The following is an 11,254-nucleotide window of genomic DNA, read 5'->3' as shown; positions in this document are numbered from 1 at the left end:
GTCAGGCCGCGGTTGGTGCCCGCGGTGCGGGTCGGGCTCGCCCTGCTGTGGGTGGTGTCGGAAATGGGCAGTATCGAACCATGACCGAATCTTCTGGGCGCCGCGAGTCGACCGAGTCCGTGGACGTGAGTGGCGCCGACGACGTCGCCTCCGCCGCGGCCGTCCTCGCCGCCGCCGGTGACCCGGCCACGCCGCTGATGCCGCTGCTGGAGACGGCACCGGCCGTGCTCGACGCCCGGGCCATCGCCGGTGCGCCCCGGGTCGACCGGCTCCAGATCGGCGAGGTCGACCTCGCGGGCGAGCTGGGCATCACACCCGGCGACGACGAGGTGGAGCTGGTCGGCATCCGTACCCAGGTCGTGCTCGCCTCGGCGGCGGCGGGCATCAAGCCGCCGGTAGGGCCGGTCTCGCGCATCACCACCGACGCGGCGGCGCTCGCCGTCTCGACCCACCGGCTGCGCCGGCTCGGCTTCGCCGGGCGGGCCTGCATTCACCCGGCGCAACTGCCCGTCGTGCACGAGGTCTTCACCCCGACAGCGGCCGAGGTCGCCGACGCCCGCGAGGTGATCGCGCTGCTGGCGTCCGCGGAGCCCGCGGGCACCGGGGTGGTGCTCGACGCCGCCGGCCGCTTGGTCGACCCGGCCGTCCTGCGCGCGGCGCGGCGGATCCTGGCGCTCGCCAGGGCGGCGGCGTGAGCCGGGTCGCCGCGCTCGACCTGACGCTGCCCTCGTACGGTTGGCGGGACGTGCCCATGCCGGGCGCCAACGCGCCTCTCGCGCTCACCCGGCTCGACTCCAGGCCGGGCACGCTCGCCCTGCACGGCCGGTTCCCGGCGGGGTTCCACCGCCCGGTCGCCGGCGGCTACGTCGTCGCCGAGGAGTTCCTGGTGCTCGACGGGACGCTGGAGATCGGCGGTGCGGTGTTCCGGCGGGGCGACCTCACCTACGTCCCGCCGGGGTACGTCCGCGCGGGGATGCGCTCGGTGGGTGGTTGCACCGTGCTGGCGTGGTTCGGCGGCCCGGCGGAGTTCCGCGAGGCTCATCTCCTGCCCGTGGCGGTGCGCGGGCTCGTGACGGTCGCGTTCGGGGAAGAGCTCGACCTGCCGGCGGGGCGGTGGTGCCGGGGCGGGGCGGTGCCCCCGGGTGCCACCGGCGACGTGGTGACCGCCGACCTCTCGGCGTGGCGGCGACTCGACGGTTCGCCCGTGGTGCGCAACGCCGTGGTGCGCGTGGAGAAGCCGTGACGACGTCGCTCTTCGACCCGGCCTGGGTCGGGGTGGAAGGCGTGTTCGGCGGGTTCGTGCTCGGCCGGATCGTGGACGCCGCCGACGCCGACGACGGGTTCGCACCGCAGGCGGTGACCGTCCACTTCGTCTCCCTGGTGCGGGCGGGCGAGGCCGACCTGCGGGTGGAGACGTTGCACCGAGGCCGGGCGACCGCCAGCCGGCGGATCGAGTTGCGCCAGGACGGGCGGCTGCGCGCGCACGCGGTCGTGTCGCTCGTGCCCACGGTGCAGGAACCTCTGTGGGAGCCGAGCGCCGACCCGACGCCGTGGGGTGACCCGGAGTCCTGCCCGCCCGCCCCGTGGCACGGTGGGCTGCCGTTCAGCGCCCTCTTCGAGGTGCGGGCGCTCGGCGATCGGACGCGCGACGGTGGCTTGGCGGCGTGGGTACGGATGCGCGCGGGAATGTCCCTCGGCCCGCACGCCGCCGCATCCGTCTTCCTCGACCTGCTGCCGCCCGCGCCACTCGCGATGGATCCGCCCGCGTTCTTCGTGCCGACGACGGACTTCACCGTCCATTTCGCACCGTCGTACGAGAATGTCCGCACCGGCTGGCACGTCGTGACGCACCGGACGGTCTGGGCGTCCCGCGAGGCCTGCGTGGACGAGTCCGCCGTCTACGACCGCGGCGGGCGGCTCCTGGCGCAGCTGCGCCAGGGCCGCGCGATCCGCTGGCCCAGCTCGCACGGCCGGGGCCTGCCGGTGTGACGCTTCCCGGCGTGGCTCATACCGCGATCGGCTCGGCGGCCGGGATCGAGGCGCGGATCGCCTCGTCCACGTCGGTCGCGGACAGCCCGAACGTCGCGGCCGTCAGCGTCGCGTCGAGCACGAAGGGCCGGTCCCACTGGTAGCTCATCTCGACGAACTCCCGGGTGCGGCGGTCGAAGAGCCCAGCGGCTCGGATCGCTGCCTTCGGGTATGCCCGGAGGCGGGGCATCGGGTAACCGCCGATCTCCGCGAGCTTCGCGACGACCTGGCGCAGGCTCATCGGGGCCGGCGACGGGACATGCCAACCCCGACCCCACGCGCGCGGGTCGCGGGCGAGGGCGATCAGCGCGGTCGCCATGTCGCCGGTGTAGGTGAACGTGTGCGGGTTGTCCAGCTGGCCGGGCAGCCAGACCGTCTTGTTGGCGCGCAGCCCAGGCATCGCCATCTCGATCACCGAGTAGCGCGGGCTCAGGTAGTCGGAGCCGCGGACCTCGGTGACACCGCTGATCCGGCCCGACCGGTAGGCGGCGACGGCGTCCGTCCACATCTTCGCCCGGACCTGGCCCTTGACGGTCTGCGCGGCCATCGGCAGGTCCTCGGTCATCGGACCGTCGACCGGGCCGTAGCCGTAGAGGCAGCCGGTGATCGCCAGGGGCGCGCCACTGGACGCGGCCGCGGCCAGCATCGCCTCGGCCATCGGCGGCCAGTCCGTCGGCCAGGTGTGATAGGGCGGGTTGACGCAGTTGTAGATCGCCACCGCGCCCTGGCTGAGCCGGGTCAGGGCCGGCGCGTCGGAGGCGTCCGCGGCGACCCGCTCGATGCCGGGGTGGACCGGGCCGCTGCCGGAACGCGTGATCATCCGGACCCGCTCACCGCTGTCGGCGAGCTTGCGGGCGACGGTGCTGCCGATGATTCCGGCTCCGATGACGACGTGCATGATCTTCCTCCATCGACTGGATTCGGAGAGCAGTGCTCTCTGTTAAGAGCAATAGTCCACGGAACAGTGCCCTCTGTCAAGAGCAGTGCTCTCGGTATGCGACACTGATCTCGTGAAGGCGACATCGATGCGGGCCCGGCTGCGGGCGGAGATGACCGACGAGATCAAGGCGATCGCGCGGCGGCACCTGGCGACCGAGGGCGCCAACCTGTCGCTGCGGGCCGTCGCACGCGACCTGGGCGTGGTCTCGTCCGCGATCTACCGGTACTTCCCGAGCCGCGACGAGCTGCTCACGGCGCTGATCCTCGACGCGTACACCGCGCTCGGTGGTTCGGTCGCGGCGGCCGAGGGTGCGGTCGACCGGGCCGACCTGACCGGTCGGTTCCTCGCGATCTGCCATACGGTGCGCGACTGGGCGCTGGCCAACCCGCACGAGTACGCGCTGATCTACGGCAGCCCGGTGCCGGGCTATGTGGCGCCGCGGGACACGGTGCCGGCGGCCACGCGGGCGGTGACCGTGCTGGGTGGCGTGATCGAGGACGCGACCCTGGCCGGCGTGCTCCGCGACGACGACCGGCTGCCGGACGACGCGGCGGCCGACGTGGCCCGGATCGGGGCGATGATCGCGCCGAGCGCGCCGTTGGGCCCGCTGAGCCGTGCCCTGGGCAGCTGGCTTCAGCTCTTCGGCTTCGTCAGCTTCGAGATCTTCGGGCAGCTGCACAACACCGTGGACGTGCCCGGGCCGCTGTTCGCGCAGCAGATGCGGGCCCAGGCGGCGTACATCGGACTGCCTACGACTTGAGCGTCTCCTGGTGCTTCACGTAGCGCTCCAGCAGGCCGCCCAGCTCGCTCTGGATGAACGCGTAGAAGTCGCCCATCCCGGCGATCCGGTCGCCGGCCGGGGTGCCACGCCCGCCGGCCGCGGCCACGCCGCCCTCGGCGAGCTTCGCGATCTGGGAGAACAGCGTGCCCTTGATGATCGATCCCATGTACCAGGCGTCGTCGGGCAGGCCGTAGCGGTCCCGCCGCGAGCCGGGCACGGCGGAGCGCTCGACGAGGCCGAGATGCTGCAGGTAGCGCACCGCCTGGGAGACCGCGGCCGGGCTGATCTCCAGCCCGTCGCTGAGCTCCTTTGCGGTCAGGTAGCCGGTGTCGGAGGCCATGAGCTGCATCAGCACGCGGGCCGCCATCCGGGGGAAGCCCCAGTCGGCATAGAGCCGGGCCATGTCCTCGACGTACTGCCTCAGTGCGGCCGGGTCGCGTTCGTCAGCCATGTCGCGCACCTCCTTTGATCAATTTTGCCGGGCGTGATTTATCTTGACGACCTCTTGACGCTCATCAAGCTTCACAACTTTGTGAAGCAAGTGTAGCTTCCAAAATTATGGAGAACGTCATTTCGGTCAAGGGGCTCGTGAAGAGCTTCGGCCGGACCCGCGCCCTCGACGGACTCGACCTCGAGGTGCGCCGCGGGGAGGTGCACGGCTTCCTGGGCCCCAACGGCGCAGGCAAGTCCACCGCCATCCGCGTGCTGCTCGGCCTCCTCAAAGCCGATGGTGGCACCGCCACCCTGTTCGGGGGAGACCCCTGGCGCGACGCGGTGTCGCTGCACCGCCGCCTCGCCTACGTGCCGGGCGACGTCACGCTGTGGCCCAACCTGACCGGCGGCGAGGTCATCGACCTCCTCGGCCGGCTCCGCGGCGGCCTCGACACCAAGCGCCGCGACGAGCTGATCGAGCGGTTCGAGCTCGACCCGCGCAAGAAGGGCCGCACGTACTCGAAGGGCAACCGCCAGAAGGTGGCGCTGGTCGCCGCCCTGGCTTCCGACGCCGAGCTGCTCGTGCTCGACGAGCCCACCTCCGGCCTGGACCCGCTGATGGAGTCGGTGTTCCAGAGCTGCGTCAACGAGGAGAGCGGTGCCGGCCGGACCGTGCTGCTGTCCAGCCACATCCTGGCCGAGGCGGAGGCGCTCTGCGACCGGGTGAGCATCATCCGCGCGGGCCGCACCGTCGAGTCCGGCACCCTCGCCGACCTGCGCCACCTGACGCGTACGTCGATCCACGCCGAGCTGGCCGGCTCGCCCAACGGGATCGCCGCGCTGACCGGCGTGCACGACCTGGTCGTCGATGGCGACCGCGTGCGACTCCAGGTCGACAACGCCGAGCTGGACACCGTGCTGCGCGCCCTGACCACGGTCGGCGTGCGCAGCCTGACCAGCCAGCCGCCGACACTGGAAGAGCTGTTCCTGCGGCACTACCAGAAGGAAGAGGCGTTGTCGGCATGACTGGCACGTGGCACCTCTTCCGGCTGGCGCTGCGCCGCGACCGGGTCGTCCTTCCCCTGTGGACGATCCTCCTCGGGCTCTTTCCCGGCCTGGTCGCGAGCAGCTTCGCCAGCCTTTATCCGGACCAGGCGGAGCTGGAGAAGTTCGCCGCCTCGATGTCGAGCCCGTCGCTGACCGCCGTGTACGGCCCGATCTGGTCGCCGACCCTCGGCGGCCTGACGGCCTGGCGGTCCAGCATCGTCCTGCTGATCGTCTGCCTGGCCACCGCGTTCACCGTCGTCCGGCACACCCGCGCCGAGGAGGAGCAGGGCCGTCGCGAGCTGCTGGGCTCCACGGTCGTCGGGCGTGGTGCCGGGCTGGTGGCCGCGCTGCTGGTCGCGCTGCTGGCCGCGGTCGTGGTCGGCGGCCTGACCGCGGTGGGCACCGCGGCCGCGGGCGCCGACGGCACAGGCTCGGTCGCCCTCGGCCTGCAGTACTTCCTGGCCTGCCTGCTGTTCGCCGGGATCGCCGCGGTGCTCGCCCAGGTCGCACAGGGCGCCCGCACGGCGCGCTGGATCGCCGGCGCGGTGCTGATCGGCTCGCTGCTGCTGCGGATGCTCGGCGACGCGGGTGGGGACCTGAACTCGCCGTTGTCGTGGATCTCGCCGATCGGCTTCCTCCAGCGGATCCGGCCGTTCGCCGACGAACGCTGGTGGCTGGCCGCGGTCGTGCTGGTGGTCGTCGCCGTGCTCACCGCCGTGGCGTACCGGCTGAACGCCCGCCGCGACCTCGACGCGGGTCTCATCGCGCCGCGGCCCGGACCGGCGCGGGCGCCGCGTGCCCTGCTCTCCCCGCTGGGCCTGGCCTGGCGGCTGCAGCGGAGCACGCTGTTCGGCTGGCTCATCGGGTACGCGGTCCTCGGCGTGTTCCTCGGCTCCGCCACGGACGCGGCGGTCGACGCCGTCCAGGACAGCCCGGACCTCGCCGACGCCATCGCGCGGCTCGGCAGCGGCGCCTCGATCGGCGACATGGTGATCGCCGCCGGTATGGCGATCATCGGGATCGGGGCCGCCGGCCAGGGTGTCCAGGCGGCGCTGCGGGCCCGCGGCGAGGAGAGCTCGCTGCGCGCGGAGCCGCTGCTGGCCGCGGCCGTCGGCCGGCTGCGCTGGATCGGCTCGCACCTGGTGTTCGCGTTCTTCGGACCGGCGCTCGGGCTGCTGGTGGCCGGCGTGTTCCTCGGCGCCGGCTACGGGGCGGCATCGGGGGAGGGCGGCGGTGCGATCGGCCGGGTGGTCGGTGCGGCGGCGGTGCAGGTGCCGGCCGTCTGGTTCACGGTCGCGATCGTGGTGCTGCTGTTCGGGCTGCTGCCGCGGCTGACCACGCTCGGCTGGGCGGTGCTCGCGTTCTTCCTGCTGCTCGGCCAGCTCGGCGCGATCCTCCAGCTCAGCCAGTGGGCGCTCGACCTGTCGCCGTTCACCCACCTGCCGTCACTGCCCGGCGGCGAGGTGACCGCGACGCCGCTGGTCTGGCTCGTCGCGATCGCCGCGGTGCTGACCGCGGCGGGGCTCGCCGGCTTCCGCCGGCGCGACGTCGCCAGCGGCGGCTGATCCCGCCTAGAGGTCGATGCGGGGCTCTCCGGACAACCGGGGAGCCCCGCCGCCCGACCGGCCACCTGCTGCCGCTTCTGCGGCCGGGCGCGCGGGACTTCTGCCGGCGGCCGTCGCGATCTAGGACGTGTCGTCGATCGGGACCACGCCGGCCAGGCCCGTCAGCGTGAGCAGTTCGACCAGGCGGGCGCACGCGCCCTCGACGACGACCTCGCAGTCGTGCCGGCGCGCGGTCAGGCAGATCCGGGCCAGCGCTTCGACGGTCAGCATGTCGGGTTCGGCGATCGTGGTCACGCAGACCACGACCCGCACCGGCCGGGGCAGCGCGGCGAGCCGCTCGCACAGCCCGACGAGCTCTCCGCGCCGGATGGTGGGGCCGAGTGTCAGCACGTACCGCCGCATGCGCACCTCCGGGGGACAGTGGTCTCCTCGCCGAGACCACCGTCACCCACGGACATCATCGCGGTTGCGCGTGGTGCAAGGTGCGCCGGGTGGCCAGCAGGGCGGCGCCGAGCGCCAGGCCGGCGCAGACCGCGACCACCACCGACAGTTCCGGCCAGGGCACGACCAACCGCACGGCGACGCCGGTCATCTCGGCCAGCGCGGCCCGGATGCCCAGCAATGCCGGCAGCGCCACCAGGGCACCGACCGCCGTGCCGAAGACGACCACGAGCGCGGTCTCCGCGCCGACCATCCGCAAGACCTGCCGGCTCGTCGCCCCGGACAGCCGCAGCACCCGGAAGTCGCGGCGCCGGTCGCCGGTGGCCATCACCAGCGTGTTGGCCACCGCGATGCTCGTGTAGCCGACCGACATGCCCACCATCACCAGCACGAACAGCCACACCAGCTGGTCCTCGTCGTCGCCGGCCGTGTACGCGAGCGGGTCCTGCGCCCGCACACCCGGGCCACCGGGCACCGCGGTGGGCGGCACGCCGCGGACGTACGCGGTCAAGGTCAGCGCCGACGGGTCGTGCGCCCGCACCAGGTCCCGCGGCAGGACGATCGGCGTGGTCAGCGTGCCGGGCTCGACCGACGCCGCGACCCGCAACGGCACGGCCTCGCCGTCGGGGAAGGTCAGGCGCAGCGTGTCGCCGGCCTGCCAGCGGGGATCGGCGACCACCGCCGTGTCGGCCGTCAGCGCCCCGGCGTCGCCGCGCACCGGCACCGCTCCCGGCACGACCCCGAGCGCGTCCACCGGCGTGCCGTCGACGAAGACCTGGGTGGACAGTCCGGACAGGACGGTTCCGGGCAGCGCGGCCACCGCCGCGTCCGAGAGGCCCGGAGTGCCGTCGGCGGTGACGATCGTGTCGACGCCGAGGGCTCGCGCGTCCTCGCCGCCGAACGCCGGCGACATCGTCTTCACCATGCCGAGGATGAGCGTGGCGAAGCCGACCGTGAGCAGGATCGGCCCGGCCGTCGCCGCGGTCCGCCGGATCGCCGTGCCGGCACTCTCCCGCACGACCTCACCGGTCGCCGACCGGCGCAGCGGGAAGGTCAACGCCCGCAGCACCGGTGGGATCAGCACCGGGGCGAGCAGCGTGCAGGCCAGGATCAGCGCCATCGCCGAGAAGATCGCCATGGTCAGCGCCGAGTCGCCGTCGCTCGTCGCGGTCAGCACCGCGAGCGCCAGGCCGACGACGCCGGACAGGCCGCCGAACACCCAGCGGGGCAGGGTCATCGCGTGCCGGTCGACGGCGGCCTCGCGCAGCGCCTCGAGCGGGCGCACCCGCGCCGCCCGCCGGGCCGCCACCCAGGCGCCGGCCACCGCCACGACGATGCCGGTGAGCACCGCCGGGCCCACGGCGAGCAGCGACGGGCTCGGCGCGAAACCGGCCGGCTCCAGCTCGGCCCGGACCAGCAGGTCGCCGAGCACCGGCGCGGCGAGCACGCCGAGCACGGCGCCGGCCGCCGCCGAGACGACGCCGACCACCAGCGCCTCGCCGAGCAGCAGGCGTCGGGTCTGCCGCGGCGTCGCGCCGATCGCCCGCAGCAGGGCCAGCTCCCGCCGGCGCTGGTAGGCGTTGAGGGCCGCGGTCGAGGCCATCACGAACACGGTCGCGAACGCCGCGAGGACCACCATCACCGTGATCAGTTGGGTGCCGAGCCAGCGGACGCGGGTGACCGCCTCCGGCTCCAGGGCGGTGCGGGCGTCGCCGGCGACCACGGTGCCGGCGTCGCCGATCGCGGCTCGCGCTGCGGCGGCCACGGCGTCCGGGTCGGCGTCGGGCTTCAGGACCAGGCCGATCGCGCGTACGCCGGGCGCCAGCTCGGCGTCGGCCACGTAGATCCCGGGCCCGTCGACCGTGCCGGTGACCCGCAGGTCCCGTGGGCCGGTGGCGGTCAGCACGGTGGCGGTCGACCCGGGCGCGAGACCGTAGCCGGCGTCCAGCGCCACCTCGCCGTCGGAGGTCGGCGCCGCCCCGGCCGCCAGGTGGTAGGGCGCCAGCGCCGCCGTCGACCAGGCGTGGCCGATCGGGTCGCCGGCCTGCGGGTCGCCGACCGGGCGCCCGTCCAGGACGAGCTGGGCGTAGAACGACCGGTCCGGCACCGCGGCCGCGACCCCGGGGACCGCGCTCAGCGTGCCCGCCAGGTCGTCGGCCCGCTGCGCGGACCAGGGCACGTACTCGACGTACGACTCGGCGTCCGCGCCGCCGGCCGGCGACTGCACTATCACCGCGGCGCCGGCGAGGCGGTCCGGCACCGCCGGCTGGGCCGAGACGAACACGACCAGCGACGCCGTCAGCACCCCGACCCCGAGGGTCAGCGCGACGAACGAACCCACGAAACCCGTCCACCGCTCGCGGACGGTCGACCATGCCAGCATCACGCCTCCAGCCGGGCCATGCGGGCCGCCACCTCGGCGGCGAACCCGGGGTCGCCCGGCGTGCCCGGGCCGGTCAGCTCGTCGACCAGGTGCCCGTCGGCGAGGAACAGCACGCGGTCGGCGTACGCCGCCGCCATGGGGTCGTGGGTGACCATGACGACCGTCTGGCCCTCCTCGTGCACAGCGGCCCGGAGCAGGCCCAGCACCTGCCGCGACGAGCGCAGGTCCAGCGCACCGGTCGGCTCGTCGGCGAACACCACCGCCGGCCGGGTGACCAGCGCGCGGGCGATCGCCACCCGCTGCTGCTGCCCGCCGGACAGCTCGCTCGGCCGGTGCCCGCCCCGCTCGGCGAGGCCGACGCCGGCGAGCGCCGCCGCCACGTCGACCGGGTCCGGTCGGCGGCCGGCCAGGCGCAGCGGCAGCGCGACGTTCTGTGCCGCGGTCAGCGCGGAGACGAGGTTGAACTCCTGGAAGACGAACCCGACCAGCTCGCGACGCAGCGTGGTGAGCCGGTGCTCGGAGAGCCCACCGAGGTCGGTGCCGCCGATCGTCACCGTGCCGGCGGTCGGCCGGTCCAGCCCGGCCGCGCAGTGCAGCAGCGTCGACTTGCCGGAGCCGGACGGGCCCATCACCGCGGTGTAGCTGCCGGAGCGGAAGCCGACCGAGACCCCGGCCAGCGCGGTCACCGCCGCGTCACCGGTGCCGTACGTCCGGCGTACCTCCCGCAGCAGGACCGCCTCGGCCCGCCGCGTACCTGTCGTCATCGTCATGCCGTCCAGCGAACCGGCCGGCGGGCGCCCGCACATGGGCGCGGAGGCGACAACCGGGGGTATACCTGGCGCTACCGTCGGACGCCGCATCGCCGGGTACGGTCGGCTGGTGACCGCGCGGACCGCATTCCAGGCCGTGAGCGAACGCCCGCTGGGGTTCCTCGCGTCGTCCTGGCCGTGGCGCTCGGTCGCCTATCTCTTCTCCGGCGTCCTGCTGGGCGCCGCGACCGCCGGCACGCTGATCGGCCTGCTGCTGGCCGGCGCGCTGCTGGCGCTGGCGGTGGTCGGCCTGGTGGCGTTCCTCGCCGTCGCGCTCTCCGGCATCGCGGTCGGGCGGTTCGAGCGGTGGCGGCTGCGGCTGGTCGACCACGACCCGCTGCCCGACCCGCACCGCCGGCCGGACCGGCGCGGGCGGATCGCCTGGGTGCGGCACCGGCTGCGCGAGCCGGCGACGTGGCGGGAGCTGGGCTACACGGTGGTCTCGCTGGGCGCGCTCTGGTGGATCGACGCGCTGATGCTCGGCATCGTGCTCGGGATTCCGATCTCGCTGCTGCTCAGTCCGTTCTTCCAGGAGTCGAGCCAGATCGTCCCCACGGCGCTGTTCGTGATCGCCGGGCTGGGTCTCCTGCCGTTCGCCGCGTACCCGATCACCGTCTGGGCCGGTGCCCGCGCCGCGCTGGCCCGCGCCATCCTCGCTCCGCGCGACGCGGAGCTCGGTGCCCAGCTCGTCGAGGTGACCCGGTCGCGGGCGCGGCTGGTGGACACGTTCGGCGTCACGGCGAGGCAGGCCTGCACGACGTTGCGGTAGTACGTCGCCTGCGTGGTGTCCTTGCTGCTGTCGCGCGGCGTCTGCATCCGCACGTCGAG

The 11,254-nt window shown here is 74.1% G+C and carries 12 protein-coding genes; 7 read left to right on the top strand and 5 right to left on the bottom strand.

Going from position 1 to position 11,254, the window contains the following annotated elements; translation table 11 throughout:
* The first annotated feature begins 80 nt into the window (after nucleotides 1-80).
* The 3 genes from AB0H87_RS30080 to AB0H87_RS30070 are packed head-to-tail and all read left to right on the top strand — an operon-like array spanning nucleotide 81 to nucleotide 1,989.
* A complete protein-coding gene (locus tag AB0H87_RS30080; protein ID WP_360153008.1) occupies nucleotides 81-695 on the top strand; it encodes an aldolase/citrate lyase family protein in 615 nt (204 codons plus the stop codon).
* Nucleotides 692-1,243, top strand: a complete 552-nt coding sequence (locus AB0H87_RS30075; RefSeq protein WP_360153005.1) for a hypothetical protein — start codon at nucleotides 692-694, stop codon at nucleotides 1,241-1,243. Before AB0H87_RS30080 ends, AB0H87_RS30075 begins: the two co-directional genes overlap by 4 nt.
* Nucleotides 1,240-1,989, top strand: a complete 750-nt coding sequence (locus tag AB0H87_RS30070; RefSeq protein ID WP_360153002.1) for a thioesterase family protein — start codon at nucleotides 1,240-1,242, stop codon at nucleotides 1,987-1,989. The genes AB0H87_RS30075 and AB0H87_RS30070 overlap by 4 nt, the downstream gene beginning before the upstream one ends.
* Before the next feature lie 16 nt (nucleotides 1,990-2,005).
* Here the strand turns inward: AB0H87_RS30070 and AB0H87_RS30065 are convergent, their stop codons facing one another.
* Nucleotides 2,006-2,926, bottom strand: a complete 921-nt coding sequence (locus tag AB0H87_RS30065) for an NAD-dependent epimerase/dehydratase family protein (protein WP_360152999.1) — start codon at nucleotides 2,924-2,926, stop codon at nucleotides 2,006-2,008.
* Between the two features lie 112 nt (nucleotides 2,927-3,038).
* Between AB0H87_RS30065 and AB0H87_RS30060 the strand changes: the two genes are divergently transcribed.
* Nucleotides 3,039-3,728, top strand: coding sequence for a TetR/AcrR family transcriptional regulator (locus AB0H87_RS30060; RefSeq protein WP_360152996.1), 690 nt, complete (start codon nucleotides 3,039-3,041; stop codon nucleotides 3,726-3,728).
* Here the strand turns inward: AB0H87_RS30060 and AB0H87_RS30055 are convergent.
* Nucleotides 3,718-4,200, bottom strand: a complete 483-nt coding sequence (locus AB0H87_RS30055; protein ID WP_360152993.1) for a MarR family transcriptional regulator — start codon at nucleotides 4,198-4,200, stop codon at nucleotides 3,718-3,720. The two genes, AB0H87_RS30060 and AB0H87_RS30055, sit on opposite strands and share 11 nt — an antisense overlap.
* A gap of 107 nt (nucleotides 4,201-4,307) precedes the next feature.
* On the opposite strand from AB0H87_RS30055, the gene AB0H87_RS30050 reads away from it, so the two are divergent.
* Nucleotides 4,308-5,207, top strand: a complete 900-nt coding sequence (locus AB0H87_RS30050; protein ID WP_360152990.1) for an ABC transporter ATP-binding protein — start codon at nucleotides 4,308-4,310, stop codon at nucleotides 5,205-5,207.
* On the top strand, nucleotides 5,204-6,793 hold the full coding sequence (locus tag AB0H87_RS30045) for an ABC transporter permease (RefSeq protein ID WP_360152987.1): 1,590 nt from the start codon (nucleotides 5,204-5,206) through the stop codon (nucleotides 6,791-6,793). The genes AB0H87_RS30050 and AB0H87_RS30045 overlap by 4 nt, the downstream gene beginning before the upstream one ends.
* Before the next feature lie 120 nt (nucleotides 6,794-6,913).
* Here AB0H87_RS30045 and AB0H87_RS30040 read toward each other — a convergent pair whose 3' ends face one another.
* Genes AB0H87_RS30040 through AB0H87_RS30030 form a run of 3 tightly spaced genes read right to left on the bottom strand, consistent with a single transcriptional unit; the run spans nucleotide 6,914 to nucleotide 10,387 of the window.
* Complete coding sequence (locus tag AB0H87_RS30040; RefSeq protein WP_360152984.1) at nucleotides 6,914-7,195, bottom strand: hypothetical protein; 282 nt, start codon at nucleotides 7,193-7,195, stop codon at nucleotides 6,914-6,916.
* Nucleotides 7,196-7,250: 55 nt separating this feature from the next.
* Nucleotides 7,251-9,617, bottom strand: a complete 2,367-nt coding sequence (locus AB0H87_RS30035; RefSeq protein WP_360152981.1) for an FtsX-like permease family protein — start codon at nucleotides 9,615-9,617, stop codon at nucleotides 7,251-7,253.
* Nucleotides 9,617-10,387, bottom strand: a complete 771-nt coding sequence (locus AB0H87_RS30030; RefSeq protein ID WP_360152978.1) for an ABC transporter ATP-binding protein — start codon at nucleotides 10,385-10,387, stop codon at nucleotides 9,617-9,619. The genes AB0H87_RS30035 and AB0H87_RS30030 overlap by 1 nt, the downstream gene beginning before the upstream one ends.
* A 109-nt stretch (nucleotides 10,388-10,496) precedes the next feature.
* Between AB0H87_RS30030 and AB0H87_RS30025 the strand changes: the two genes are divergently transcribed.
* A complete protein-coding gene (locus AB0H87_RS30025; protein ID WP_360152975.1) occupies nucleotides 10,497-11,195 on the top strand; it encodes a sensor domain-containing protein in 699 nt (232 codons plus the stop codon).
* Nucleotides 11,196-11,254: the final 59 nt, after the last annotated feature.

This window comes from Asanoa sp. NPDC050611, from assembly GCF_040654855.1.
Taxonomy (GTDB): domain Bacteria; phylum Actinomycetota; class Actinomycetes; order Mycobacteriales; family Micromonosporaceae; genus Asanoa.
Note: the sequence above shows the minus strand (reverse complement) of the source record. Positions and strands in the feature narration are given on the sequence as shown.

What these genes read in the sequence shown, in the direction of transcription:
- AB0H87_RS30080 (WP_360153008.1), top strand. Translation starts at nt 81, where the DNA reads ATGACCGAATCTTCTGGGCGCCGCGAGTCGACCGAGTCCGTGGACGTG.
- AB0H87_RS30065 (WP_360152999.1), bottom strand. Translation starts at nt 2,926, where the DNA reads ATGCACGTCGTCATCGGAGCCGGAATCATCGGCAGCACCGTCGCCCGC.
- AB0H87_RS30055 (WP_360152993.1), bottom strand. Translation starts at nt 4,200, where the DNA reads ATGGCTGACGAACGCGACCCGGCCGCACTGAGGCAGTACGTCGAGGAC.
- AB0H87_RS30050 (WP_360152990.1), top strand. Translation starts at nt 4,308, where the DNA reads ATGGAGAACGTCATTTCGGTCAAGGGGCTCGTGAAGAGCTTCGGCCGG.
- AB0H87_RS30045 (WP_360152987.1), top strand. Translation starts at nt 5,204, where the DNA reads ATGACTGGCACGTGGCACCTCTTCCGGCTGGCGCTGCGCCGCGACCGG.
- AB0H87_RS30040 (WP_360152984.1), bottom strand. Translation starts at nt 7,195, where the DNA reads ATGCGGCGGTACGTGCTGACACTCGGCCCCACCATCCGGCGCGGAGAG.
- AB0H87_RS30035 (WP_360152981.1), bottom strand. Translation starts at nt 9,617, where the DNA reads ATGCTGGCATGGTCGACCGTCCGCGAGCGGTGGACGGGTTTCGTGGGT.
- AB0H87_RS30030 (WP_360152978.1), bottom strand. Translation starts at nt 10,387, where the DNA reads ATGACGATGACGACAGGTACGCGGCGGGCCGAGGCGGTCCTGCTGCGG.